Origin of the sequence: Streptomyces sp. NBC_00190, from assembly GCF_036203305.1 — a bacterium.
Taxonomy (GTDB): domain Bacteria; phylum Actinomycetota; class Actinomycetes; order Streptomycetales; family Streptomycetaceae; genus Streptomyces.
In genome coordinates this window covers 13988-39555 of sequence record NZ_CP108132.1, presented here as the reverse complement: position 1 = coordinate 39555, position 25568 = coordinate 13988, and the positions used below count along the sequence as shown (strand labels likewise).

Annotated in this window: 27 protein-coding genes; 15 read left to right on the top strand and 12 right to left on the bottom strand. The window is 69.6% G+C overall.

Annotated elements, in window-relative coordinates:
• Positions 1 to 73 precede the first annotated feature (73 nt).
• Both OG429_RS40340 and OG429_RS40335 read right to left on the bottom strand, forming a co-directional pair.
• The gene (locus tag OG429_RS40340) at positions 74 to 319 is read right to left on the bottom strand and encodes a hypothetical protein (RefSeq protein ID WP_328930600.1); all 246 of its coding nucleotides are present in this window, start codon (positions 317 to 319) and stop codon (positions 74 to 76) included.
• A 673-nt stretch (positions 320 to 992) separates the two neighbouring features.
• Complete coding sequence (locus OG429_RS40335; RefSeq protein ID WP_328930599.1) at positions 993 to 1829, bottom strand: hypothetical protein; 837 nt, start codon at positions 1827 to 1829, stop codon at positions 993 to 995.
• A gap of 2082 nt (positions 1830 to 3911) precedes the next feature.
• Between OG429_RS40335 and OG429_RS40330 the strand changes: the two genes are divergently transcribed.
• From OG429_RS40330 to OG429_RS40290, 9 genes are all read left to right on the top strand, one after another.
• Positions 3912 to 4754 (top strand): hypothetical protein, encoded by an 843-nt coding sequence (locus tag OG429_RS40330; protein ID WP_328930598.1) that lies wholly within the window; start codon positions 3912 to 3914, stop codon positions 4752 to 4754.
• Between the two features lie 94 nt (positions 4755 to 4848).
• Complete coding sequence (locus OG429_RS40325; RefSeq protein ID WP_328930597.1) at positions 4849 to 5061, top strand: hypothetical protein; 213 nt, start codon at positions 4849 to 4851, stop codon at positions 5059 to 5061.
• Between the two features lie 59 nt (positions 5062 to 5120).
• Complete coding sequence (locus tag OG429_RS40320) at positions 5121 to 5732, top strand: hypothetical protein (protein ID WP_328930596.1); 612 nt, start codon at positions 5121 to 5123, stop codon at positions 5730 to 5732.
• Positions 5733 to 5802: 70 nt separating this feature from the next.
• Positions 5803 to 6372 (top strand): hypothetical protein, encoded by a 570-nt coding sequence (locus OG429_RS40315; RefSeq protein WP_328930595.1) that lies wholly within the window; start codon positions 5803 to 5805, stop codon positions 6370 to 6372.
• 72 nt (positions 6373 to 6444) lie between these two features.
• Complete coding sequence (locus OG429_RS40310) at positions 6445 to 6639, top strand: hypothetical protein (RefSeq protein WP_328930594.1); 195 nt, start codon at positions 6445 to 6447, stop codon at positions 6637 to 6639.
• A gap of 91 nt (positions 6640 to 6730) precedes the next feature.
• Positions 6731 to 7600 (top strand): JmjC domain-containing protein, encoded by an 870-nt coding sequence (locus OG429_RS40305; RefSeq protein ID WP_328930593.1) that lies wholly within the window; start codon positions 6731 to 6733, stop codon positions 7598 to 7600.
• An 18-nt stretch (positions 7601 to 7618) separates the two neighbouring features.
• Positions 7619 to 8482: a JmjC domain-containing protein gene (locus OG429_RS40300; RefSeq protein WP_328930592.1), complete on the top strand. Its 864-nt coding sequence runs from the start codon at positions 7619 to 7621 to the stop codon at positions 8480 to 8482.
• A gap of 180 nt (positions 8483 to 8662) precedes the next feature.
• Positions 8663 to 9718: a helix-turn-helix transcriptional regulator gene (locus OG429_RS40295; protein WP_328930591.1), complete on the top strand. Its 1056-nt coding sequence runs from the start codon at positions 8663 to 8665 to the stop codon at positions 9716 to 9718.
• A 62-nt stretch (positions 9719 to 9780) separates the two neighbouring features.
• Positions 9781 to 10287: a hypothetical protein gene (locus OG429_RS40290; protein ID WP_328930590.1), complete on the top strand. Its 507-nt coding sequence runs from the start codon at positions 9781 to 9783 to the stop codon at positions 10285 to 10287.
• Between the two features lie 15 nt (positions 10288 to 10302).
• On the opposite strand, the gene OG429_RS40285 is transcribed toward OG429_RS40290, so the two are convergent.
• Together OG429_RS40285 and OG429_RS40280 are read right to left on the bottom strand one after the other, a co-directional pair.
• Entirely contained in the window at positions 10303 to 10506 is a 204-nt protein-coding gene (locus OG429_RS40285; RefSeq protein ID WP_328930589.1) for a hypothetical protein, read from the bottom strand.
• Positions 10507 to 10717: 211 nt separating this feature from the next.
• Entirely contained in the window at positions 10718 to 10945 is a 228-nt protein-coding gene (locus OG429_RS40280; protein WP_328930588.1) for a response regulator transcription factor, read from the bottom strand.
• A 406-nt stretch (positions 10946 to 11351) separates the two neighbouring features.
• Between OG429_RS40280 and OG429_RS40275 the strand changes: the two genes are divergently transcribed.
• On the top strand, positions 11352 to 11696 hold the full coding sequence (locus OG429_RS40275; RefSeq protein ID WP_328930587.1) for a hypothetical protein: 345 nt from the start codon (positions 11352 to 11354) through the stop codon (positions 11694 to 11696).
• A 119-nt stretch (positions 11697 to 11815) separates the two neighbouring features.
• On the opposite strand, the gene OG429_RS40270 is transcribed toward OG429_RS40275, so the two are convergent.
• The gene (locus OG429_RS40270) at positions 11816 to 12046 is read right to left on the bottom strand and encodes a hypothetical protein (protein WP_328930586.1); all 231 of its coding nucleotides are present in this window, start codon (positions 12044 to 12046) and stop codon (positions 11816 to 11818) included.
• 199 nt (positions 12047 to 12245) lie between these two features.
• Between OG429_RS40270 and OG429_RS40265 the strand changes: the two genes are divergently transcribed.
• A complete protein-coding gene (locus tag OG429_RS40265; protein ID WP_328930585.1) occupies positions 12246 to 13322 on the top strand; it encodes a hypothetical protein in 1077 nt (358 codons plus the stop codon).
• Between the two features lie 615 nt (positions 13323 to 13937).
• On the opposite strand, the gene OG429_RS40260 is transcribed toward OG429_RS40265, so the two are convergent.
• Positions 13938 to 14735 carry a hypothetical protein gene (locus OG429_RS40260; protein WP_328930584.1) on the bottom strand — a complete coding sequence of 266 codons (798 nt, stop codon included), beginning with the start codon at positions 14733 to 14735 and terminating at the stop codon, positions 13938 to 13940.
• 280 nt (positions 14736 to 15015) lie between these two features.
• Positions 15016 to 15252 carry a hypothetical protein gene (locus OG429_RS40255; RefSeq protein ID WP_328930583.1) on the bottom strand — a complete coding sequence of 79 codons (237 nt, stop codon included), beginning with the start codon at positions 15250 to 15252 and terminating at the stop codon, positions 15016 to 15018.
• A gap of 293 nt (positions 15253 to 15545) precedes the next feature.
• On the opposite strand from OG429_RS40255, the gene OG429_RS40250 reads away from it, so the two are divergent.
• Complete coding sequence (locus tag OG429_RS40250) at positions 15546 to 16769, top strand: helix-turn-helix domain-containing protein (RefSeq protein ID WP_328930582.1); 1224 nt, start codon at positions 15546 to 15548, stop codon at positions 16767 to 16769.
• Positions 16770 to 17166: 397 nt separating this feature from the next.
• On the opposite strand, the gene OG429_RS40245 is transcribed toward OG429_RS40250, so the two are convergent.
• Entirely contained in the window at positions 17167 to 18603 is a 1437-nt protein-coding gene (locus OG429_RS40245; protein ID WP_443051327.1) for a phospholipase A2, read from the bottom strand.
• Positions 18604 to 18679: 76 nt separating this feature from the next.
• On the bottom strand, positions 18680 to 20203 hold the full coding sequence (locus tag OG429_RS40240) for a hypothetical protein (RefSeq protein ID WP_328930581.1): 1524 nt from the start codon (positions 20201 to 20203) through the stop codon (positions 18680 to 18682).
• A gap of 188 nt (positions 20204 to 20391) precedes the next feature.
• Here OG429_RS40240 and OG429_RS40235 point away from each other — a divergent pair, with 188 nt between their 5' ends.
• Positions 20392 to 22014: a hypothetical protein gene (locus OG429_RS40235; protein WP_328930580.1), complete on the top strand. Its 1623-nt coding sequence runs from the start codon at positions 20392 to 20394 to the stop codon at positions 22012 to 22014.
• 229 nt (positions 22015 to 22243) lie between these two features.
• Positions 22244 to 22681, top strand: coding sequence for a DUF3592 domain-containing protein (locus OG429_RS40230; RefSeq protein WP_328930579.1), 438 nt, complete (start codon positions 22244 to 22246; stop codon positions 22679 to 22681).
• A gap of 161 nt (positions 22682 to 22842) precedes the next feature.
• On the opposite strand, the gene OG429_RS40225 is transcribed toward OG429_RS40230, so the two are convergent.
• Positions 22843 to 23319, bottom strand: a complete 477-nt coding sequence (locus OG429_RS40225; protein WP_328930578.1) for a hypothetical protein — start codon at positions 23317 to 23319, stop codon at positions 22843 to 22845.
• Positions 23320 to 23353: 34 nt separating this feature from the next.
• On the opposite strand from OG429_RS40225, the gene OG429_RS40220 reads away from it, so the two are divergent.
• The gene (locus OG429_RS40220) at positions 23354 to 23578 is read left to right on the top strand and encodes a hypothetical protein (RefSeq protein ID WP_328930577.1); all 225 of its coding nucleotides are present in this window, start codon (positions 23354 to 23356) and stop codon (positions 23576 to 23578) included.
• A gap of 600 nt (positions 23579 to 24178) precedes the next feature.
• Here the strand turns inward: OG429_RS40220 and OG429_RS40215 are convergent.
• On the bottom strand, positions 24179 to 24646 hold the full coding sequence (locus OG429_RS40215) for a helix-turn-helix transcriptional regulator (protein WP_328930576.1): 468 nt from the start codon (positions 24644 to 24646) through the stop codon (positions 24179 to 24181).
• Positions 24643 to 25209: a hypothetical protein gene (locus OG429_RS40210; RefSeq protein WP_328930575.1), complete on the bottom strand. Its 567-nt coding sequence runs from the start codon at positions 25207 to 25209 to the stop codon at positions 24643 to 24645. The genes OG429_RS40215 and OG429_RS40210 overlap by 4 nt, the downstream gene beginning before the upstream one ends.
• Positions 25210 to 25568 lie beyond the last annotated feature (359 nt).

Below are 25568 nucleotides of genomic sequence, written 5' to 3'. Positions count from 1 at the left end.
GAGCGGCCTCGGCGTCTTCGACGACCTGCTCAGTACCGAGTTCGGCCTTTGACGGCAACTCCCCTCCCGTTGTTCACTGTTGAAACTGCAGAGCATCGGCCCCCGCGGCGATGACCTCGGCGAGCCGGTTGGCGAAGGACGCGTTGCATCCTCCGAGCCGGACGAAACCGTGGCCGGCCACCGGACCGTCGTTGCACAGGGAGGGAAGGGTCATGCCGGCGAGCGCGAGCGCCGCCTGAAGGTTGGTGACAGCGTCTTCGCCTGCCTGGTAGGCGGCGTCCTGGCGCCGCTTGTACTGGACTCGCTCGGCGTGGGTCATTTCGTACACCATGCTTTAGACCATTCGTGTAGGCGTGGGAGGTGCGGCGCCGGAGCGCGTCGTGGATGCGTTCGGTTCGGTCCGTCGGGAAGCGGCCGTCATGGGCGCCGCAGCGGTGATCAACTTCGCCCGGCGCGTTGCGCCGGCCGGGCATGGGCATGCCGAACGTGGTGCGTCACCCGGATTGCCGGAGCAACCGCATGGCGACGCGGCGAAGTACGGTCTGAGCTGCGGCCCAGTGCGCGGGGCCAGGTCTGGGGGGCGCGACGGCACATGGGCGTAGAGCGTCGGGTTGAGTCTGCGCACGGCCCGTGACTATCGGTTTCGATCTTCGTTTCAAAGGTGCAGGCGAGCACCCTTTTGACGTGTGGGAAGGACCGGGTTGTCCAGGAAGTTAGCGGCTGTCACCGACCTCGCTCTTCGCGGTCGCCGCCCACAGGACGCTCGGCCCTCCTGCCCCGGTCCCGCAGTGCCGTACCCGCCCGGGCGCCCGCTCAGGAAACCCGCAGGTGCGGGAAGCTCCTTGCCCCAGCGGCGGACACCGCGTCTCGTCGGTACCAGGACTGCCGGCCGGTCGGATTCCACTGACGGTACGGACTTGAGCGCCCGGCCCTCCCGCGGGAGCTCACCGACTCTCGCCGAGCGGACAACTGAAGAATGCCGTGTACGACCGTCATGCGCCGTACCCGAAGCTGCGGCCGTTCGACGGCGGGCGGACAACGCCTTTGTCCGCCACGGAGTAGCCGGGACGGACACCGTCCGCCGTGCGCCGGGCCGCGGCCGTCTGTCCGGATCCGAGCGGGGAGGGCTGCGGGTTCCGGTGTCGTGGAGCGGCTTGGCGGGGCGGCCGCGTGAGTGTGATCTGGCGGACCAGCTGCTGGAAGCAGGCCAGCGCCGCGACGGCGGGAAGCGCGGACGACGTCCCGGCCGCGAGCGTTCTGGGCGCCTGGGCTACGCACAGAAGCGTGGCCAGGGTGGAGAACAGCAGCACGATCGACCAGGAATGCAGCGCGCGGCGCTGGTGCAGCGCGGATCTGAGGATGGACAGGGAAGCGACCATCCACGGGCCGTAGATCAGCAGGGGCCACCAGCTCACCACTTCGCGGGCCGTGTGGACTCCGGCGCTGTGGCGCAGGGCGTCGCAGATGGCCAGCCCGCTGAGGACGCTCACCAGGGCGGCGATGACGGCGACCAGCACGGCGGTGAACAGACTGCCCGTCTGCAGGAGGGTCGCCACCGGCGACTTCGACCCGTTCCGGCGATGCCCGCTGGAGTTCTGCTTGCGCGGCCGCTCGGCAGGGGTGTGCTTCAGCCCTGCGACGAGGCCGATGGCGCTGACACTCTCGCCGGGGTCGTCGTAGCCGCCGCGGGTGAACGGCTCCGGCTGCCCGGGTGCGGGGTTCTCCTGGAGGAGACTTGCGAGTTCCTCCGCCGGATCCCACGGTTGATGCGCGTCACCGTGCCCGCCGAGCGTGTCCCCGGGCACGTGGTCCGGCCGGAGCCAGAACATGGTGGTGTCCGGCTGGGGGCCGTGGATGTCTGGGTATCCGTACGGCTCATACACGGCAGCTGCCGCCCAAGTGCTCGTCGACAGGTGTCGTCGTGGACCGTGCGGTGCTCCCCGACCTCCGGTCGAACTCGACCTGGATCATGCTCATCGTATGGAGGAAGTCCTCAAACACCGAGGAAGAGTAACTCAGATCGATTTCCAGGCTCTCGTGTTCCAGCGTTGCGTTCCTGATCTCGCTACAGCTGGCTGAGCGCGGAGTGAAAGTCCACTTTCCGATCCGAGTAGCCCCGGTGTGAAAACCGCCTCCCCGCCCGTCTTCTTCTGGAGTCCTGCGGAAGAAGGAGGGGGGCTTTGCTGTCGTCATATTCCATAAACGCTGTCGATGTTGGTCAGGGTATGCGCCATCCGGGTGATGGTGGCGGATGGATAAGTGTTGACCCTGTCCCTTGTGGGTTCTGCGCGACCAAATCTTCATCCCTGATACCCCGTACGGCCCTGCGCACACTTCGCCGCGATGGCTCTGCCGCGCGCCCCGCGCGCCCCGTCTGACGGCGTCCCCGTGCGCGGCGGGATACGTCTGCGCATGTCGCCACACCACCCCGCATGAGCACGCCGATCGCCGGCCTGGTCCCGGTCCCGTCGGCGGATCATCAGCTAAAAGACTGAGATGCCAAGACCGGTGGATTGCTGCGCATGGCTGCAATCGGAAAGAAGGGCGCAACTCTGCATATGCCTCTGCGTTATGCCGGAGGATCGCCGGGGGTTCGGTCGTGCGCGCCCCCTCGAACATCCGCCTTCGAAAGGACCAGCTGTGGGAGACCTCCTCCTGTGGATCGTGCTGATTTCCGCCGCATTGGGCACAGGTTGCACCGCTTTGACGTCGTCAGGGACCGGTCGCCTGTGGCACGTGGACGCCCTCGAACTGAGGCGCCAGCAACGCTTCAAGCACGTCCTGTCCTGCCATGTCGACTCCATCAGGCTGTCTCGCCAGCAAGCCGCGGCACGGGTGGAGAAACCCGCCGACGTCGCGGCCTGCCCGGGTGCGGATCCACTCGGGGTCGTCCAGGAGCCGTGTTGGCCACCCTTCACGCGAGACCTCTACCCCTTCACACCGCCGGCCGACTCCACTCCCTGAACGACCGTGCAGCTCTGACGCCGCGTCCCCGGGCTCCGCGGCAAGGCCTGTGATGCAGGCGCCCCGAGTGCAGCCGGAATATCACGCAATTCCACATACGATTAGATCGCCCGTCGAGTCGGAATTCATGATCAATTGCGGCCGACCGGAAGCGCGGTCAATGTCGCTGATTCCTTAAAAACCCCGGCAATCCATGCATTGCTGGTCGGTAAAAACCCCGGCAATCCGTACATTGCCGGATCTCGCCGCCATAGCGGACCGTGCTGAATCGGCGGCAGTCTGTCTAATTCCCGTTCGACGCACCTCCGTGCTAGGTGTAGGAGGAAATAATGAGAAGTGTCCAAAACAAAAAAATTATCATCCGCCTGTTTGTTTGAGGCCCTCGGAAGGGATGCGTGAGCATGGCCCCCTGCGGTGAACTACCCGATCGCGGCCCGAGGCCGGCTGCCAGGCGGCGTGTCTGGCTGGCGGCGGCACGCGCGGTGAGCACCGCGCGGGCAGCACTGATACGGATGACGCGCCGCGTCGCTGAAGCGGGCCTGGCCGACGCGGTCGCCCCGCCCCGGACGAAATTAGATGCGATACAGGTACTCCAGGACGAATACAGGGCAGGCTTCCCCTTGCCCGTGCCACATCAAGCGAGCGCCGCGAGCGACCTTCACGAATGTCAGTGGTGCATTTCCCTCGGACACCCCGACACCCTGGGCCGGTCCACCCCGCCGCACACTGACGGTGACGACACCTGAACGGCTGCGATGCGCACGCCGGCGCCAGCGATGACGCCCGGTCAGGCCTGCCGGCTCGTGGCCTGTCCCTCGGAGTCTATTCACGCCCCAGGTTGAAGCACCTTTCGACACGCTCGGCAGGTCGGCGGCAGGACCGTGCGGGGGGAGGAAAGGTACGTTTCGCTGTCCGTCGGGCACTGCACACGGGGCTAGGCTCGGGCCGTGGGACAGCCTGAGCAGCGCGCCGAAGGCGCAGGACCGTTCACCAGCCGGCTCACCTGGCACCGCCCCGAAGGGGAAACGGTGGTGTGGGAGTCGCGGCTCGCGCGCAGGCGCGGGGCGCTGTCCGTCCGGGGTCCGGGAGACACGCTCACCACGTCCCCGACTGCCGACGCCGAGGCCCTCGGCCGCCTTCGAAGGCTCAACGCCCTCGCGTCGGGCGCGTTCGTCATCGGCGGAGCACTCTTCGCACTCGGCGCCGCCGTAGCCCAGTTCGGCTCGGGCGACGCGTTCGAGAGTGCCTCGATCTACTTCGCGGGCGGCCTGTTCTTCAACACCGGCGGCTACACCTCGCTCTTGCAGGTGCTGAACGCGCCTCGCCACTCCCCAGGGGGCGGTCCACTGGTCACGGCCGCCTGGAAGTGGTGGGGTTACGAGCCGATGCACCTGGACTGGCTGAGCGCGTTCGCGCTGTTCGCGGGGACGCTCGTGTTCGGCGTCAATCTCCTCGACTCCTTCCTGCAGGGGCTCACCGTCCAGCAGACCAACCGGCTGATCTGGACTCCCGACGTGGTCGGATGCGTACTGTTCCTCGTTTCGGGGCATCTCGCGTTCGCCGAGATCTGCCACCGTTCCCGGCCCTGCGTCCGCTCGCGCAGCCTCGGCTGGTGGGTCGTCGCGGTGAACCAGCTCGGGTCGGTGCTCTTCATGATCTCGGCACTGGCCGCGTTCACCCGGCCCAGCACCGGAAGCCTGGTCAACACCGACATCGCCAACTGGGGGACGCTGACCGGCGCGCTGTGCTTCTCGCTCGGCGGCGTACTCCAGGCCTTCGAACGACCTTGAGAAGTGGCCGCAGCGGCTGCTTAATTGCTTCGTTGTGCGGTGATCGTTTGATTAGGCTCGCCCCCTGGTTTCTTGTGGCGAGGGCGGGGGCGGCGTGATCGAGCTAGGTGTGTTCTTCGGTGTGCTGGGGCTGGCGGCGCTGTGGATGGTGTGGACTCTGCTGCGCCGGGGGAAGCGGCGTCCGGAGACCGCGGAGGGTCTGCTGATCGAGCAGGCTCGCGCAAAGCAGGCCGCCAGCGACCGGACGTCCTACAGTTCGACGGCCGTGCACAACTCGTTGACGTACGGGACAGCACACAAGCCGTAACCCGAGAGCCGTCGGCGCGGACACCAAAGACATCCACGGCGGCCCTCGGGGCCGACGGCATGGCCCCGGACGGCTACCCGGCCGAGCACAAGCGCTGGTTCTACGTGATCCAGGCGCCCGGCAGCCCGAATCCCGGCGAGGAGGGCTATGTCTACTCGGCCCTGATCCCCGTCTCCGAGCAGATCATCACGCCGGTGTGCACGGCTCAGCGATGGCTGGAACTCCACCCGCCGTCCCCGGCCCCGCCCGGCCCCGAACCGGAGCCCACCGAGGCCCCGGTCCCCGCGCCCCCGTCCTCGACACGACCGCCGGTCGCTCCCACGACCAAGGCCCCGGAGCCGACGCCCGCCGAGCCGGCCACGACCGAGCCCCCTCCGCCCGCCAAGCGCACGATCCGCGAGCAGAGCGGCAGCCACGGCTCGCCCACCTTCCTGAACCCGCACGGCGCCAAGGGCCCCGGCGAGCGGGTCCCGGCCCATACCTGGGTGGAGGTGGAGTGCAGGGTGTTCGCGCCCGAGATCGACTCCGCCAACCCGGACGGCTGGTGGTACCGCATCGCCTCCAGCCCATGGAGCGGCGGCTATTACGCCGTGGCGAACACCTTCATGAACGGCGACACCCCCGGCCAGAACCCGCCGACCAATACGGACTGGTCAGTTCCGGCCTGCTGACCGTGGCCGGGGGACGGCACGTGCCGTCCCCCGGCCCGGCCTGACGGTCGGACGGCCGTTCTACGGGGTCGTGCGGTCGGTGTTGCCGTACGACCGCGACGCCGCGCGCCGCGAGCTGGCCCAGCTGCGCGACGAACTCGAAGAGGACCATGCCCGGCTGATCGCCCTGACCGGCCAGCACACCGCCACGACCCCTGCGGTCCTGCAGAACGTGGACGGCGCCCTGGCCGGTGCACACCAGGCCCTGCACCCCAGCCGCCCGGATCCCGCCGGCCGCGTTGCCCCACGCTCACAACGGGTCGACATCACCAGCAGTCAGCTGCGCTCCGCCGGCGGCCATCTCGCCGCCCGACGGCTCATGCGCACCATCGCCTCCACCTGGCCGCGCGACGACATCTTCCTCATGGTCATCGAGCTCAGCCTCCGCCTCGACCAGGACGGGACCCCCACCACAGGCCTCCGCCTCGCCCGGCAGCTGCAACGCCACGCCCGCGTGCGCCACTACGAGCTCGACGAACGGTTCCGCGGCGCCGGCCCGTACGCAAGGCCTGGTTCCGGATGCGCGGCATCCGGGTGGGAGCTGGGTCACGGGGACGCGGGACACGGGGGTGCGGGAGCGGGAAAATGTCACTGTCGGTGAGGGTGTGGGCCGGACAGGATTGAGATCAGTCAAGGGGAAACGCCCCGAGACACGAACTCACTGGAGATTGACATGGACTTCTCGCAGAACACCGACGCTCCCGCCAAGACCGGTCTGAGCCTCTCCCGCAAGGCCGCGCTGGGTGTGGCGGCCGCCGCGGTCGTCAGCGGGGCGCTCTTCGCGCCGAGCGCCTTCGCCGCCGACGCCGCGCCGACCGGCGGCTCCGTCGTGGCCGGGTGCGCGGAGTGCTACCCCGACGTCATCTGATCCCGCCGACCGACTGACCGTCTGCTGCTGGGGCCCGCCCACCGCATGGGCGGCGGGCCCCGCAGCCGGGCCGGAACAAGGAGAGTGAGCCGTGGACTGGCTCGAACGCTGTGTGACCGACGCGGACCGCTTCCTGCACACGCAGTGGCGCCGAGGGCCCGCTCTGCTGCGGCCGGCCGATCCGCCGACCGAGGTTCTCGGGCTCGCGGATCTGGACAAGCTGCTGGACTCGGGCACCCTGAGGGTGCCGTACGCCGGCCTGTTCACCATGGCGGGCGCGGTGCCCGAGGCGGCCTACTGTCCGCCCCGGGTGGTGGCCGGCCGGTACCTGGAGGGGTGGCTCGACGCGGAGCGCGTGCGCGCCCTGATCCGGGACGAGCAGGCCACCTTGCAGCTGCGCTACGTCAACCACTGGTATCCGCCGGTGCGCGAGCTCGCCGCGGGACTGGCACGGGAGCTCGACCGGCTCGTCGAGGCATTCCTCTTCTATTCGCAACCCGGGCGCTTCGGTGCGGTGCACCGCGACGACGGCGACATCCTGGTGCTCCAGCTGAGCGGTGCCAAGCACTGGAAGGTCTACGGGGGGCCGACGGACGGGCACTGGCAGCCCGTGCGGGAGGACGACCCGGGTGAAGTGCTGCTGGACACCGTCGTACGGCCCGGCGAGGTGTTGTACGTGCCCAACGGGTACGCCCATACCGCCCAGGCCACGGCGGACGGCCCCTCGCTGCACCTGACGATCGTGCTGCGCGAGGCCGGGGCCGACCACCTGCGGGCGGAGCTGAGCTCCTTCCTCGCCGAAGGCCTCGCCCTGCCCGCCCGTCCCCTCGGCGACGACGACCTGACGGCGACGGCCGCCGCCCTGCTGGCCCACGTACACGACCGGCTCGACGCCGCCGATGCCCCTTCCCTCGTGCACAGCGCCCGCCTGCACGCCTACAGCAGCCGCCCCACGGCCTGAGCGAGAGTGAGACCGACGATGGACTGGCTGACCCGATGCGTGGGCGACGAGCAGGAGTTCTTCGCCGCGCACTGGCGCCGCGCACCCGCTGTGCTGCGTCCCGAATACCCCCCGGTGGACGTGATCGGCGCCGCCGAGCCGGATGCTCTTCTCGATGCGGGGCTGCTCAAAGTTCCGTACATCGGGCTGGTCCACGCGGACAGCCACGTGCCCGTCGAGCGGTTCTGCACCCCGCGGGTGGTGCTCGGTGAGCTCGTCGAGGACTACGCGGACGGGGACCTCGTACGGCGCCTGGTCGAGGAGGAGCGGGCCACCGTACTCCTGCGGTACGTCGACCAGTGGCACCAAGGCGTGCGGGAGCTGACCGCGGGGCTGGGCGAGCAACTCGGCCGGCAGGTGGAGGCGTTCCTCTTCCGCACCCCGGCCGGCACCCAGGGCCGCCCCCTGCACCGCGACGACGCCGACGTCCTCGCGATCCAGATCAGCGGCGAGAAGCGCTGGCACATCCACGCCGGCCCGCGCGACGGCAACTGGGAGCCGGCCCGGGAGGACGGCGACCCGGGTGACGTGCTCCTGGAGACCGTGCTGCGGCCGGGCGAGGTGCTGTACGTACCGCGGGGGTTCGCGCACCGCGCCGACGCCGTGGGGGACGCGCCGTCCGTGCATCTGTCGCTGACCGTGCGCGAGGCGGGCACCGCGAACCTGTACGCCCTGTTGCAGGCGATCCTCGCCGACGGGGCGCACATCCCGGGGCGGCCGCTGGACGACCGGGAGCTGACCGAGGCCGCCGCGACGCTGATCGAGCACCAGCGCCGTGCGGTGGACGCCCTGACTCCCCGGACGCTGGTCGCCCTCGCCCGTGACGCCATGCGCGCTGCGTGACGTCTCCTCGTACTCCTCCTCCTATCCCTACGGACGGATGCGGACAGCCCCCGATGCCCTGTGCTCGGGGGCTGTCCGTCTGCCGTCCGGTGATCTCTTCTGCCTATCCTGGCCCGGGCATCCAATGCGCCGGCGGCCGGCACGACCTGTCGGGCCGGCGGCGACGGGCAAGGGGTGGCAGTGCAGGGGGAATCGGGACTGTTCGAAGCGGCCCAGGGGCTGGGGGAGACCGACCTGGCCGTGTACGGCTGGGTGCTGGAGCAGCGGACGGGCGAGCCGGAGGCCGTTGCCGAGGGCGTGGGGATCACCGCCGAGGAGGCCGGGGCGAGCCTGGAGCGGCTGCGGCGGGCCCGGCTGCTGCACGCGCAGACCGGTCCCGGCGGGTCGCAGGCGGTGTTCGCGGTGGCACCCGAGACGGCGCTGGCGCAGCTCGCCGCGCCCGTGGAGGCACGGATACGGGAGCAGCAGGCCGGGCTCGCCGGGATGCGCGAGGACCTCGGCCCGTTCGTCGCCCGCTACCACCAGCGGCGCACGCGCGGTGAGGGGTTGGAGCTCCTGGAGAACGTGCAGGACGTCCGTAACACCCTCAACCAGGCCTCGGACCGCTGCCGCATGGAGGTCCTGACCAGCCAGCCCGGGGGCGGGGCGCGGGTCCCGGAGGCGATGCAGGAGGCGCTGGTGCGGGACCGGGCGATGCTGGCACGCGGGATCCGGCTGCGTACGCTCTACCACCACACGGCCCGCTTCAACGGGCCCAGCCAGGCGTACGTGGCCGCCGCGTCGGCGCTGGGCGGCCAGTACCGCACCGCGCACGAGCTGTTCGGCCGGCTCATCGTGTTCGACCGCGAGGTGGCGTTCATCCCGGTCAGGGACGACAGCTGGGGTGCCGTCGTCATACGGGAGCCGTCCACGGTCGCCTACCTCTGCGAGATCTTCGAGCAGACCTGGGACCGGGCCACACCCTTCGCCGACGCCGCCGACCAGGGGCTCGAAGAGGTCTCCCGGGAGATCCACGAGACGATCGTCCGGCTGCTCGCGGCCGGGCTCAAGGACGAGGCCATCGCCCGGCGGCTCGGGATGTCGCTGCGCACGGCACGCCGTCACATCGCCGACATCATGGAGGAGCTGGGCGCCGCCAGCCGCTTCCAGGCGGGTGCCCACGCGGCTGCTCAGGGGCTGCTGGCGGCAGGCGGCGGTTTCGAGGGGCAGCCGCCGTCCGGAGCGGACGCGGGCTGAGCACCGCCGTCGCGTCGCGTGTTCTCGGGAGCGGACTTTCGCGGCTGGTCGGAGGGCGCCAGGTGCCCGATGCTGGTCGTACCGCCCGGGCAGGACGTCTGACGGGCGGCGTCTCGAACGAGGAGCGGGGGCGGGGCATGGACGGCGGCGGGACCATCGCGCCCTGGGCGGCGGCAGAGCGCGCGGCCCATCTCACGGAGCTGGTGCTGTTCCTGTCGGTCCATCTGGACCGGGCGCCGGGTGTGCTGTGGCCCGAGTACGAGCATCCGGCCCTGGGCGCCCCGGAGTGGTCGCAGGTGCTCGACGGGCTGGCCCTCGAACTCGGCCCGGGTACGGACCTGGTGGCCCGGAGCGGCGGGACGGGCGGTCCCGCCGCGCACCGAGTGGTCCATCAGATCGAGGGGGCGGGGACGTGGCGCCTGTCCGGTGACCGGGGCGGCGTGGGCGCGGACGGCTTCCAGTGCCGGCTGCGCTCGGGGGAGGTGCTGTACATCCCGGCCCGTTGGTCCTGGTCGGTGGAGCTGACGCCCGGGGGACGGTACGTGCTCACCGACCTGGCGCCGGCCTAGCGTCCCCAGCGGGGATCAGCCGCCCCAGGAGGTGTCGCACGGCTCCATCCGGCCATCGCCGCCCGCCTGGAACTCCGTTTCGGAGAGGGACGTGCCGGTCGACTGGAGCACGATGTGGCCGCAGTCGACGTCGTCGGCGTACGCGGGGGAAGCGGGCTGGAAGGCCAGCAGGGCGGCGGCGGCGACGGCGGTGAGGAGCAGGGCGAGGCGCTTCGGCATGGTTTCCCCAGGGACGTGGCGGGGCCCGCCCGCTGAGCGGGCCCGGTGCGGTGTGTGGTGCGGCTGCGGTGCGTGGACAACACTGGCGCGGACCGGTGGCGTACGTACGGGAGCGGGCCCTTCACCAACGTGCGTGACCGCAAAGTGAAGGGTGCTCAGATACCCGCAAATGCCAGCAGAGCCGGGCAAAATCAAGCGCGCCTGGTGGGGCTCAGGAGACGTAACCGCGCTGGAGGGCGAAAACCACGAGCTGGGTGCGGTTGGCCGTGCCGGTCTTGTCGCGCAGCCGACGCAGGTGCGTGTCGACGGTGTGCGGGCTGATGCCCAGCATCCGGCCGATGCCGCAGTACGTCTCGCCGCCCACGAGCAGCGCCACGACCTGGCGCTCGCGGGGGGTCAGGCTGGGCTCGCAGACGGCGGCCTTCAGGGTGTCCGGCATGGCTGGCTCCTCCTCGTCGACGGGTCCGCAGGCGAGCCGTCGGGCCCGTCCGGGACACCTCTCACCCTGGGACAGGCCGGGGGTGCGCGGCGACGGGGGAACACCTCAGCAACCTGCGTGGCAGCAAAGCGAGGAGTCGGCAAAGCCGACAAAACGGACAAGGGGTGAACGGCTGCCCAGCATGCAGACGATCCGCGGGCGACTGCTCGGTCGATTCCATCTCGGAGGACGTCCTTTCAACGGGCCTCTGCGCGCAGCCGGCCCCGCCCGTCTGGCCCCAGCACTCCACTCACCAGGCCCTGCGCACCTCGGGCCCGTTCTGCGGGACGCGGCTGCCGGCGCAGACCCTGGCCCGGCCGCTGCGCGCCGGAGCCGCGCAAGACAGGCGGCGGTCTGGTCCGGCCTCGTGGAGCGTGACGATGAGCGGGACGCGGCCCAGGCTGAGAAGGAGTCCTTCTTTGACATCGCGATGATGCGAGCATTCGCAGGTGTGGTGGTGGTGTCATTCGGCGTGCTCAGTTACCTGATCGGCCAGAGCCGGGTCGTCTTCCTTCAAGGCGGTAGCGCAGGGTTTGGTGACGTGTTCGCGGGAACTCTCATCGGCCTTCTGCCCGTGTACGGGGGGCTCAGGATTGCACGCGTACCGAAGTTGCCCGCCCGCATTCTGGCGGTCGCCATCTACCTGGCCTGGGTGGCTCTGGTGGTCTTCGACCTCTCCCCGTGGCCAGTGCACGACTTCACAAAGCGCTAGACGTAAACGGCATCATGACCGCCCGGGAGCCTCCAGCCTCCACGCCGGGCAGAGCCTGGGGAAGGAACGGACGGGCGGTCTGCGGGAGAGCCGGATGAGCTGTTCGATCCTTCACGGGTTCAGTGGCGCATGCGCCAGGTGCCGTAGAGGCCGGCGACGGCGCTGATGACGCCTGCGAAGCCGGCTTCCCCGACGGCGAGGTAGACGCCTGCGCAGGTGCCGAGGAGGGCGATCAGCACGAAGGTGTCGTGGGTTCCGTTCCGGGGCGCTGCCGGGGGTGCGGGCGGCTCCGGCTGGGTGGGGGGCCGTACGGGGTCGGGTGTCTGGGGTGTCGCGTCGTTGTGGGTCATGTCTCCAGGAGAGCGGTCACCGGGGCGGGTTCCTAGTGATCCGTACGGGCCCGCATGGACCCGGACACCGCTGGTCACAGCCCTGGGGAACGGGCCTGATCTCGAACGCCGTCAGGCGTTCAGCATCGTTCGACAGATTCCGTGTACGTACGGCGTCGGGGCCCTCTAGCGTTGCTTTCCGGACAAGGGGGGTGATCCGGTGACAGAAGAAGATCCCGGGATCGAACCGCACGACGCCACCGCCATCACCGCGTTCGAGAACGCGCTGCGGGAGTTCACGCATGAGCTGAACCGGCTGCACATCACCAATGGCGCTCCGTCCTACGCGACGATTGCCGCTGCCGCGGTGAGGCCGAGGCTGACCAAGGCCGGTCTCAACGAGATGCTGGCCGGCACGCGCTTCACCTCGCGGGAGGCACTGCTCGAGTTCGTCCGGGTCGTCACCACTCCCGGGGACCTGGATCCGGCCGCTGCGGCCGGGTTCCGGGTCGATCCCGAACTCGCGGATGCCTGGCGCGGCCGCTGGCAGGACGTGAAGCTGCTCCAGCGCCAGGCCCAGCCTGCAAGTAGACGGGTCCGCGCTACCGTGCGGCAGACCCTCGACGATGCCACCCTGGAAGCCGAAGCCGTCCGCAAGGACGCCCACGCGGAGGCGGACCGCATCCGCACGACCGCGGAAGCCGACGCCGCCCAAGTACGCGCCCAGGCCCGGCACGACGCCGACGAGCTCATAGAGCGCGCCCGCCGCACGGCCGCCCAAGCACACGGGTCGCCACCGCGAGAAGGCGACGGCCCGCACACTCGGGCTGGCGCCGCCGGCTCCGCTGGCTCCGGCGTGCTGTTGTGGCGCCAGGGGAAAGCCCTCGTCCTGCGCCCCGCGTTACGTCCGTTGGCCGCGGCGACCGCGGTGGCCGGTCTGGCCCTGGCCGCGGTCCTGGCGGGGGACTCCCTCACCGGGACCCCTGGCACCTGTCAGCCCAACCAGGCCCAAGCCGCCGACCAGCTCATGCCCCGAGCTGGTCTCGAAGGCCGGGGACAGGTGCAGCAGGCGGCGTTCGCCTACGAGCCGGCGGCCATCATCTGGCCTTCCGGCACGCCCCCCTCTGGCTTCTTTCAGAACGTGCCGTCCTCCAGCGCTTCAACGAACCCCTCTCCCACACCGAGCAGCTCACCCACACCGAGCCCTACCCCCACGCCCAGCACCTCACCGACGCCAACCACATCACCGGCCCAGACCAAACCCGACCCCTGCGCCCTGCGGGCTCGCGGCCATTAGCGCGCCCGGTACGACCAGACGTACGACTACCCCCCCCGGATGGATGAGCGGCACAGGGACCGGGCAGATCGCCACCCGTCCGCGTTCCGGCCGTGCAGGAAGCGCTGATCACGGCACGGCGGAGGGGAGCCACCCAAATTTGGGTGGCTCCCCTCCGCCGCGTTCGGAGCTTCACTCACAGCTTCCGCAGGGCCCCCTCACCCGGACTCGCTCACTTCTCGCGGGCATCCGGGGTCCAGACGGCTGGCCCGCCGCCGCGCCACTCGGTCAGGCGTGCGTCATCGAGGCGGACGTCGCCCGGGTCCAGGCCAGCCCGTCGCAGGAACTCCAGGAGATCGCCGGGTCCGATGGCTCGGCCGCGGATCTCGCCGTCGCAGCGGACCCGGCGCCCGTTTTCGGCGTCCGGCGGACCTCATGCAGGAAGCGCTGGTGGTCACGTATTCGAATGATCGTCTGAGGCGGCTCGTTGTGCACTGGGGGGTGCAGGAGCGCGTGTCGCGCCATGTGTTGCATGCCGGCGGTAGCGAACCGCGCGGAAGACCCGGGCTCCCGCAGCCAATGTGATCGCGGCGGCCAGGCTTCCGAGAAACTCGGGCACCGCGGCGGTGAGCAGGCTCATCGGAGGCCCCACTCGGTCTTGTATGCCGCTGAGGCTGCAGTCCGTTCGGCCTGTAGCTTCCCTAGCCGCTTGAGTTTGCGTCGTACTCGTTCGCCGAGAGCCATTGAATCGGCTTCGGCAACGGCCGCGGCCGCGGCTGCCTCCGTCCAGGTGGCTACTTCCGGTCGCGCCCAGGCCAAGGCGACCTTCCGTTCCTCCGGTGAGAGAGCGTTGAGGACGGCACGCAATCGGGCGTCGTCTGGCTCGGCTCCAAGCGCCAACTCTTGGGTGGATGGACTCCCGATGATCAGGTCGTACAGCGTGATCCCGTCTCCGAGGGGAGTATCCAAGAGCAGCACTCGCGAGCCTCCGGTCCTCCGTCGCCAGAGCGGTGTCAGTTGTCGGTGAAGCACCAGCGCCTCAGTGCGCAGGTCGGCGACTGCTGACGTGTAGGGGAGGCCATCAGGAGTATCGAGCGCGAGTGCCCAGTCCCCCAGGAGGGCCGTCGATACAGCCTCCCGCCACTGGCCGCCCTGCCGCAGGACCAGCACCCGGGCGGTGAAGCGGTCTATGGCGTTACTGTCTCCTGTCACCGCTGCCTCCCGTGCCCAGACGGCCTCCATCACGTCAGGCGCCGGGCCGTCATATTTCGGCGAAGGGCCTGCGAACTCGGCAGGAAGACTGGCGACGCTCAGTTTGTAGAGCCGCCCATCGGCACAGATCTTGTACCTGTGAGGAGCTGACGAGGTGGTTTCAAGCCCATCGGCTGGGCCTATGGGCGAAGCGTGAGGCTTTGGTAGCTGTTCGGAGGCCATGCAGGGCTCCCTTCACTGACGGCATCAGCATCACCCTTCGGTCCCGGGAGGACAGCCCAACGGCAATAGATCTTGAACCGCACTCGTATTGGCACGCGGTGCTTGCCTCACCATCACCCTGCTCTGGCCAACTAGGCCGCTCAACGACCCATTCGCCTGTAGCTGAGCAGCCCCGGTAGGTCCTGTGGCGTTCTGTCGGCGCCGGAGACGGGCAGCGGCGCTCGGGATCCTCCCTGAAACGGAGGTCGCCGAGCGCCGACGCGTGGGCGGTCAGAGGCGGTCAATCCTTCTGGCCTTCCCCGGCGGGGGTGGGCGAGGTCTCGGGCGATTCCCGTTGTGTGCGGGTGGGGCGGTGGTGGTAGGCGGCGTAGAGGCCGGCGAGAGCGGAGGCGTACCCGGCAAGGGCTTCGGGGGAGACGTGACCGACGAGGACGAGGATGACGCCGGTGGCCAGGATCGCCAGGAATACGGCGAGATCGACGGGAAAGCTGCGACGCGGGGCAGGACGGCTCGGCATGATGGTTCTCCTCAGTACATAGAAGGTCGCGGAACGTCACCCCCTGCCGGGCTGCCATCGAGGCTGCACTCCTCGGGGTGTGGTTAGAGAGTTGCGTCCCGCAAGCGGGTGCGCCAAGGGAAACGATCTTCTTTCCGTAGCTGTCAACTGGGGGAACAGACATGACGGGTGTTGCCGAGGAGGGAACTGGCGACGGAGGAACCCCCGGCGGCGGACCGCCCCGGCCGGCGCGTCGGCCGCTGAAGAAGCTGAATCCGAAAGTCTTCGAGAATCGTCCGCACAAGCTGGCGCTCGTGCAGCACCTCCGGTCCCTGATCGCGGCCGCGGACCTGGCGAGTAAGAACGTCGCCCCAGGTGCGGAGACGAGCACTTCGACCCTGTCGAGGAACCTCTCAGGAGACCGGCTTCCCCAGCGCTCCACCGTCGAGGCGATCATCCAGCTCTGCGGGGTGACCGACGAGGTGAGGGCCCAGTTGCTGCGCATGCACACCGCCGCCCTGGGGGAGGCGCACCCGGCTTTCGCCGACCGCCTGGTGATGGCCGACGCGTACGAGGAGACCGTCCTCCTGCACGACCGTGTGCAGGCCCGTCTGGAAACCGTGACCGGAGAGCACCGCCGACAGCAGGCGGACTACGACGACCTCCTGGCCCGCCACGAGACCACCAGCCAGGCCCTCACCGCCGCCGAGGACGAACTCTGTACCCGGCAACAGCACCATCAGCAGGAGACCGCCCGCCTGCGCACCCTGCTCCAGGAGGAACAGGACGCCCGCCGACGCGACCGCACCGACTTCGACGACCAGTTCCACCAGGCCCGAGTCGAGGGCGAGGAGCAGTTGCGGGGCCGGGAAGAGGAGGAAGCCCGCCTGCGCCAGGACCTGCTCGCGCAGGAGAACAAGATCCAGGCCGTCCGCAGCCTGCTGGAGGACTCGGCCGCAGAGGCGAGCGCCCTACGACAGGAACGCGACCAGCTGCGCGTGGAGTCGGCCCGGCTGCGCGAGGACCTGGTGGGCCTGCAGGTGGAACTGGCGGCGGCCGAAGCCGAACAGGAGAAGCAGGGCCGGCACGATGAGGACACGATGTTCGCCCCGGCGCTGCAGGCGGTCGGGCAGGTCCTCGACCGGCATCCCGCCGCGCGGGAGGACGGCGAAGCCGCAGGCAAGTCGCGTGTTGCCGGGGCGGCAACGCAGGCCACCGCCGGTGCCGGTAACCCGGTGCCGCCCCCCGCTGCGGCCGGTCCCGCGACGCCTCCGGAGTCCACGGAGGCCGGCTTCGCCGGGCTGGCGCGGGTGGCCGTGGGCACCGTCGTGGTCAGTTTGGTGCTCTTCGTCATCGGGCAGTTCCAGCAAGCCCCCGGCTCCTCCGACCTGACGACCGCCGGATGGTGGTTCACCGGCAGCGGTTTCTTCCTGTTCGTGACCTCTCTCATTCCCCTGGTCGTGCGCGAAATGAGGAACAATCCCGTCGTCCCGGGGGAGACGGACGATCAGACGTACGGCTACCCCCCGATGGGGTGAGCGGGTCAGAACCCGGGATCGTCAGCCGTCCGGGGCTCCATCTCCTTACGTCCCGGCGGGCAGATGGTGCGGCCCTTGGGCGCACTTCGGCGTTGCTCTCAGTGCTGTGTCGGAACGGCAGCGCGCTGGTGCGCGGCACGACGGAGCTGTTGCACGCGGCGGATGCGGGGCACGGGGGCTCCGCCCGACCCGGGACTGCGTCTGCCCGGCCAGCTGGGTGCTGGCCGGGCAGGTGGGTAGTGCTCGGTCCTTGGAGGTCCCGATTAAGTCGTCTTCCAAGACCACGTCGATGTGGTTGTGGCCGTCGTCGTTGTTCTGGAAGGCCTTGCGGCTGTATTCACCGCGGGTCGTTCAGATCCTTGACGAAGGCAGGCCTCTCCGCGCGTGACGGGTCGGGTCATCGCATCCACGGGGGCCCGGCGAATCCCTCGGCGAGTTCCTTGAACCACCCCTTCGGGTTGAAGCTGTCGGGGATGGCCGAGACATCTGCCACAACTGTGTAGTACGTCCAGGCAGTGCCCTCGCACGACTGCTTCACAACGGGGGCCCTGTCCTTGCAGGTGTCGCGCATGTCCTCCCGCAGAATGGTGTCGATGTGCCTCTGGCCGTCGGGGTTGTTGCTGAAGGCCTTCTCCCCGTACATGTCGCGGTAGTTGCGGGACAGGAAGTCGTGCCGGGCGCACGCGTCCCGGAAGTCGAACTCCTTGAAGGGAATGTCGCGGGAGAGGTTGCAATAGTTCGTGGACCACCGGAATCCGTAGGGGTCGGGTACGCCACGAAGGTGTTCGTCGCGGGCGGTCGTCCAGGCCTTGCGGCTTTCGTCGCCGAGCTGGTTCCAGCTCTTGTAGAGGGCGGTCTTCGCCTCGGCGGACGGGGCGGGGCCTGCGGCCGGCGCTCCGAGGGTGGCCCACTCCTCCGTCGCACCGTTGCCGTCGTACTTCTGGACGGAGCGGTGGTCGGGGGCGAGGCGGTAGAGGTGGTCTCCGCTGGTCGCGAAGGCAGCCGCGGGACCGCTGATGCGGTTCCACAGGTTGGGGCGGCCGTTGTACTTGAAGAGGTCGCCAGTGCCGAGGCTGGTGGCGTAGAGGGTGTTGCTGGCGAAGATGTTTCCGGCGGGCCCGCCGACCTTGTTCCACTTCTTCTTGCCCGTGTCGTACTCGACCACCGAGGTGCGGTCGGGGGTCAGTCCGTAGAGGTTGTTGTCGGTGACGGCGAACGTGGCGCCGGGGCCGCCGACGGCGCTCCACTGACCGTTGTACTTGTAGAGGTTGCCGGTGTCCGGGTTGGTCGCGTACAGGGTGCTGTCCGGGCCGGTGTAGAGGTTCTTGGCTCGGCCGCCGACCTTGTTCCACGTCTCGCCCCGGCCGGTGTACTCCCGGACCTCGGAGCCGTCGGGGCTGATGCCGTAGAGGTGCTTGCTGGTGGCGGCGAAGGTGGCGCCGGGGCCGCCGATGCGGTTCCACTGGCCAGGATTGCCGCCGTACTTGCTGATGTCGCCGCGGCCCGGTTCGATCGCGTACACGCTGCCACCGCCTGCATAGAGCTTCTGCGCGTCGCCCTTCACCTTCTGCCAGTTGTCCTGGTGCTTGGACCATTCGTAGACGCCCCGCTGGTCGGCGGCCAGAGCGAAGACCGAGTCCCCGGCGGCGACGATCTGCTCCAGTGCGACCGGGCCGGAGGCTTGTGCGACCTGCCGCTTGGCGGGTGCTGCGTTCGCGGCGACGCCGAGGGCCACGACTCCGACGGCCAGCAGGCACAGCATGCGGAACGCTCCGTGGAACCTGCGCCACAGGGTGGCGGCCCGCCGGGGGGCCTGCCATGTGTGCGTGGGCACGATGGGGTGCATTGCGATCCCTTTCTGGGATGTTCGACGCAAAGTGGTGTGAGGGAGTCCAGCGGCGCGATGCCGGTCAGGGTGCGACCGGGCTGCCGATGCGGATCCACACCCCGGGGCGGCCGGTGTACTCCCAGACCCCGCTGTGGTCGGGGCTGGCGCCGTAGAGCCGGTCGCGGGTGGCGGCGAAGTCCGCGCCGGGCCCGCCGATCGAGGTCCAGGTCTTCCCGGACCGGTCGTACTGGTGGATCGCGCCCGCGCCGTCGGTGGCGTAAAGGGTGCTGCCGTTGGTGTAGAGGTGGCCGGTGGCACCGCGGACCTTCATCCACGTGCCTGCCTTGCCGCTGTACTCGTACAGGCCCTGCTGGTCGGGGCTGATGCCGTAGAGGCGGTCGCCGGCCACGGCGAACTCCGCGCCGGGGCCGCCGATGCGGGTCCAGGTCTTCTTCGCGCCGTCGTACTGGTGGATGCCGCCGCCGCGGGGGCCGGTGGCGTAGAGGGCACCGCCGCCGGCGTAGATGCGGTCGGCGGGGCCGCCGATCCGGATCCACGTACCGGCCTTGCCGGTGTACTCGTAGACGGCGGAGCGGTCGGGGCTGATGCCGTACAGGCGCCCGTTCGTGGCGGCGAACTCCGCGCCGGGGCCGCCGATGCGGGTCCACGTCTTGCGGGCGCGGTCGTACTGGTGGATGTCGCCGTTGCCGAGGTCGGTGGCGTAGAGGGTGCTGCCGCTGGTGTAGATACGGCCCGTGGTACCGCGGACCCTCGTCCACGTACCGGCCTTGCCGGTGTACTCGTAGACGGCGGAGTGGTTGGGGGAGACGGCGTACAGCTGGTCGTCGGTGGCGGCGAAGCTCGTTCCCGCCTCGCTGGCTTCGGCGGCCGGGGCCTTGGCGGCGGGCGCCGGCGCGGTCGCGTCCGGCGCGGTCGGCTTCCCCGTGGGGCCCGGCGGTACAGGAACGGCGGGCGACGCCGTGCCCGACGGCGCGGTCGCTGCCGGGGCGGGCGCCGGGGTGGTGACGAGCTTCTTGTACCGCAGCGGGACGTACACGGTGCGGGGGTGGCCGGCGATGCGGCTGTCGTGGATGTTGGCGCTCTCCTTGAGTGCGGGCCGCCCGCCACGGCTCTCGCTGTAGTAGACGAAGTCGCCCTTGGCCTTGTCGGTCCAGCCGCCGAAGAGCAGGGCGTGGGCGGCCGGGTAGTCGAGGGCGTCACCCGCCTCCAGCTCGGAGAAGCCGGCGAGCTTGTCTGCGACGTCGGGCAGCGACTGGGTCGTGAGGCTGTCCTTCAGCTGCCAGGCCATGGAGACGAACCCCGAGCAGTCCTGCCGGTAGCGGCCGCCGGTCGCGTCGTCCTTCCACCAGTGCGACTGGCTGTAGGGAACGGTCTTCTCCACCCAGTGCCTGGCGCGGGCGATGACCTGGTCACGGGTGACCGGCCCGCCCGGGGCCGCACCCTGGCCGGTGGTCCCCGTCGAGACGGGGGACTCGTAGCTGGGCCTGCTGTCGGCCTGGGCGGGTACGACGGCCAGGCCGACGGCGATGGCCAGCCCCGTCACTGCCGCGAGGCGCTTGGGCCTGCGGATGAACCCTCGGTACACGGTGGTCCCTTCGCTGTGGTGATCCCGCTGTCCTGGTTGGCGGAAGCGGTGGAACACCACGCTGGAACCTGATCTGATTATCCGTTGGGGCGTTGAGGGATCAGCGCAGGTCAGCGGGGTGAGGGACACCGGACAACCGCGAACTTGCGCGAACTTGACCGAACACGCCGGACGTCGAAGGGGGAGAGATGAACCGACCGGGGCGCCTTCCGGGGCCGTTAAAGGGCCGCACGGCCGAGGCGAACGCCCTCGCGCGGTTCCTGCGGGAGCTGATCGCGCAGGACACGGTGAGCCGGCTGGAGGAGCAGTACCAGCTGAGCAGGAGCGTGTGGAGCGAGTACCGCTCCGGCCTGAAGATCATTCCGCTGCCCCGCCTCAACCAGATCATCGAGGACCGCTTCCCCCGCGACGCCCGCACCAGAGGTGCCAAGCTCCAGGAGGCACGCCGCCTCCACGCCGCCGCCATGGCAGCAACCCCTGCCCCGCCCGCCGCCGCACCGGCTCCGGGCCCCGCCCCCACGTCGGTCCCGGCCCCGGGCAGCCCTGCTCCCGACCCTGACCAGGCTCCGGCTTCGGCGATCGTCCGCGACGACACGGCCGGGTTGTTCGCGGACAGCCCGCCGGCCTCGGACGACGCCGCGCCGAACCGCCCGGGCGAGGCCGCGCAGAGCGCCCCGGACCAACCGCCGGCGGCCCCGGCGGACCCGAGTTCCCGCACCGACGCGGCGGAAGCGGCCCCACCGACCGGCCTTGTCCCGCGCGCGGCCCGGCTGAGGCGCTGGAGGACACCTGCGCAGTGGGCGGCGCTCGCGGCGCTGGTCGCGGTCCTCGTCATCGCCAACCAGGTCCAGCGCTCGAAGGACCAGCCCGACACCGCGTCCTCGCTGGGCGACCCCGGGCAGGGCCGGCAGAGCACGGCGCCCGTGGAACCGGGCTCGTTATCCACCGGTCCGACGGCCCCGGAGGAATCCCGGCCCACGCCCCCGACGTCATCCGCCCAGGCATCGCCGGCGCCGACCCGGCCCCAGGGCGGCGGGGCCAGCGCAGTGGCCGCGACCTCCAGCCGCCTCTACCGCATCACCGCCGACGCACAGGTCGAGGAGTACACCGGCAAGGCCGGCGCCTGGACCGTCATCCGTAACCACGCGACCAACCGGATCATCACGAGCCCCACGACGCTCTACGCCACCGACAGCGGCACCGGCAACATCGAGGAGTACGACGGGTCGAAGAAGACCTGGACGGTCATCGGTGGCCCGGGCAGCTCCTTCGCGGCGACCGCCAGCCACCTCTACGGCGTCGGCACCCTGGGCACGATGGAGTACAGCGGCACGCCGGGTGTCTGGCACCCGGTGCGAGGCGCGACCGACCGGATCTTCACGAGCCCCACGACGCTGTACGCCACCGACAGCGGCACCGGCAACATCGAGGAGTACGACGGGTCGAAGAAGACCTGGACGGTCATCGGTGGCCCGGGCAGCTCCTTCGCGGCGACCGCCAGCCACCTCTACGGCGTCGGCCCCGACCACCAGGGCACCTTCGAATACAGCGGCACGCCGGGTGTCTGGCACCCGGTGCGAGGCGCGACCGACCGGATCTTCACCAGCCCCACGACCCTCTACACGACCGACACCACCGGCGGGAAGCTCCAGGAGTACGACCGGTCCAAGAAGATCTGGACTGTCATCGGTGATTCCGTCAGTTCCTTCGTCGCGACCAAGGACCGCCTCTACAGCGTCAGCGCAGACCTCTCCAACATCTACGAATACTCCAGCACACCAGGATCCTGGTCTCCCATCGGCAGCCCCTGACAGGAGAGCAACCCGGGCAGGCGGCAGGCGCTATGGCCTGCCGTGCCCCCATACCTGCTTCCACCGTCCCGGGCCGCCTGGCCTGGCAGGACGGCCGCGGCCAGCGCGGTCGCCGGTGGCGCTGCCCCGTGCCGTTGCCCGGTGCTTGCGGCAGCAAGATCGGTAGATTTCGTCCGGCCGCGCGACGGACGGTGGCCGGCCCGGCGGTAGGTCGACGTGGAAGGGCGCCATGGAATTCTTGCGTGAGGACGGCCACCGGCTGCTGCTGGGTTCTGTCGGGCTCCTCGCCATATCGCTCTCCGTCGCGCTCGCGGTGCGTGCCTGCAGTCGGTGGCTGCTCGTCCGCAAGACGTTCGACGAAGGGCTACCCGCCGAGGGCAGGGTGCTGGACGCCTACGTGCTACCTGGAGACCAGGGCCGGGCGGGCCTGCAGCACGCCATCGTGGGCTTCCGTGCGGCCGACGGGCGCGAGTACCGGCTCGACACCGACGTCGACCGGCGACGGCCACTGGGCGCGCAGATGCGACTGCGCTATCTCCCGTCGAGCCCGGAACGAGCAGTCCTCGTCGAAGCGGGCCGGGGCACCGTGCGCACGGTGCTGACCCTCCTGTTCCAGGTGGTCCTCGGGGTGGTCGGCGTCTTCCTCACGGTGCTGAGCCTGCTCTGACAGCCCAAATCTTGCTTCCGGCAAGCACACCAACACGCACGAACCGACCGTCCAGGCCTGCAGCGGCATCAAGGCCGATGGACAGGTCGGTCCGGATAGCCGGGCCTACCTCGACCACCCCAAGCCGGCCTGCGGCCACTGAGCAGCCGACGCCCGCCTCCCTACAGAAGGCCTGCGGTGGTGGCGATCCAGGTGCCGGCTGTGACGAGGGGCTGGTAGGTGATGAAGTTCCCGGCGGTGAGCGCGATAAGCGTGGTGATCAGCGTGAGGGCGGTCATGTAGGGCAGGGCGTCGGTGGCGCCCAGCTTGTTGACCGGCCAGATGGTGATCACGATGCTGGCGCCGGCGATCGCGGCGAGGACGCACAGCCCGATCAGGCAGTACAGGATGAGCGCGAGGGTGCTGGGTCCTGGCCGACTGAACAGTGCTGCGCGGTTGCCCGCTCCGGCGATGAGCCCGGCCGTAGTGGTGAGGATGACCGGGACGGAGGCCAGGAGCAGGCTCGCGGTCCTGGCCAGGGTGCCGGCCGTACGCCTGGGCCGGGTTCCCTCGCCCGCCCCGAAAGAAGGCCCGGCTGCGGCGGTGCGGCGCCAGCGCACCAGGGACAGGGCTCCCACGAGGGCCGCTGCGATCGCCACACACCTGCGACGACGACATGGAAGAGACCGACCAATGAGCGCGAACCACAGACTCGGCTTCGGGCACGACGAGCATCCCCTGCTCGGCCGCCGCGTCCGAGACATCGCGTCCGGCACCGAGGGCGAGCTGATGGCCGTCACCAACGAAAACGTGTCGGACAACGTCCTCTACGAGCGATGGGTGGAGCTGGCCTACATCCGCGGCTCCGACGGCATCGAGTTGTCGACCGCAGCCACCAACCTCAAGGCCGCCGAATGATCGAGCACCTTGGCTCCAGTGCCCCCGTGATCGCCATGCAGGCTGCCCTATCGGTGCGGTGCCAGGACGCACCCCTTCCGGAGCTCAGCGAACTGACATGGGAACAGGCCCAGGGCCGGGCGTGCTGGCCCTGCGGCAAGTTTCTTCCACCCGGTGCCGTGGCCCGTGGCGGGGTGAGTGCTCGGCACGGCACCAGCTTCCTCGACACGCCTGTGTGGTCGTGCCCTGCCCCGGAGGCGACCCCTGAGCGCCAAGACCCGATGCCGCACCCCGGGTTCGGACACGGCGTTCGGCAGGACGAAGGGCTCTGCCTTCGGGCACGCCGTGTCCGAGGCCCTGCTGAGGCGGGCTCCAGGCGCTGCTGCTCTCGGCGCCTAGAGCTCGCACGCTCTTTCCCCGGCCCTCTTGGCGCCGGGAACCTGCCCCGCATTCGCCGACTACATACACCTGGGAGTGTTCGATCCCCCTCGCAGCCGAGGATGTCGACGGCGGAAGCTCGCTGTCCTCGGATTCGGTTGGTGCCGCAGTGTTGCAAGGGACGAGCCTGGAGGGAGGCGTTACCGACCTGGCCACGTAGTGGGCACATCAGTCTGTCTGTTTTCAGCCGGCCAGCAGGAGTGTGGGGTGAGGCTTGTCCTCACGAGCTTCCTCGCCGCCGTCGGGGTCCGGGTCGAAACCGGTTCCGGTCCGGGGGTCGCTGCGGCGTGGCGGGCGGATTTCGCCGGTGGGGAAGTTCAGCGGCCAGATGTGCGTGGCGGGGTCCTGGATGTGATTGACCATGTGAGCCAGTGACACGTAGCCGGCGAGCAGAGGGTGAATCAGCATGCGGCCGCGACGGACTCGGCCTTCGATGATGCCCTTGTCCTTGAGTTGGCCGACTGCGCGGGACACGGTGGCCTGGGGGATGCCGAGACGCTCGGCGATCTGGTCCTGGCGGATGTGTACGGTGCCGCCGGGTTCCTGGCGGGCGGTGAGGATGTCGAAGACGTCGCGGGCGGTAGGGCTCAGCCCGGCGTTCGGCAGGTGTTCCCAGATCTCAGGGTTGTGGAAGCCGGGGACGGCGTTCATGAGGACGACCTCGTCTCTGGCGCAGGAGGGATCACGATCTTGTGGGCTTTCAGCGTTGCCGCGCCGATCCTGCGGAGCAGGGCTTGGTGCTTGGTGCTGCTGAACCGGTAGGAGTATGTCGGGTTGAGCTGGTACTCGCCCCGCTTCACCTTCCAAGTGAAGTGGTGCTTCGATAACTCGGTCAGGGCCCGGCTGATCTTGGACTGCGAACACCCGAAGTGGGCTGCCAGTGCTGTCTGCTTCGCTGCCACGACTCCCTCCTCGTTGTGAGTCACCGACATGTGGTCCAGAAGGTTGCGGGCTGGGCCCGAGAGGTTGAACCTCCACAGATTCTCCTGCAGCACTTGGGACACATTCGTGTGGGTACCGCCTTCGAAGCCGTAGCGCTTCGGGGGCGGGTCGGCAGTGAAGTGCCCGCCATTACGGCTGATCTTTTCCAGCGACTTGAGGATCTGATGCGCGCTGCGGGTGTCATCGAACGCCGACGCCTGCCGGGGAACGGGAACAAGCCTGGCGCTCTGCTGGGGCAGGGGTGTTGCCGGGCGCCTAGCTGGCTGTGCCACTAGAGATGCTCCTTCGTTCGAACCACCTCACTTATATATCAAGTACGTCATCTAATTCATGGTTCCATGCATCGGCGCGTTGCGGTCTCTTGACGTGTGACCTCCATGCGTGAGCGTGCATGCAACTCGGGTCCTGAGAGCACCTTTCCATGCAGGCATCTGCATGGATCGCGAGTGTTTATACAGGTCAGGGAGATGCCGCTATCTACAAAGACACCTCCCCGCCCCCGGCTGAGTTTCATGCATCGTCGGCTGATCTCCGGCATGCCAGTGCGGACCCCACGGGTTGGCTGCGCCCTGCGCTTCGCTCCGGTACTCGCGTCGTCGGTACAGCACGCTCGACTTGTGGCGGGAAGTCT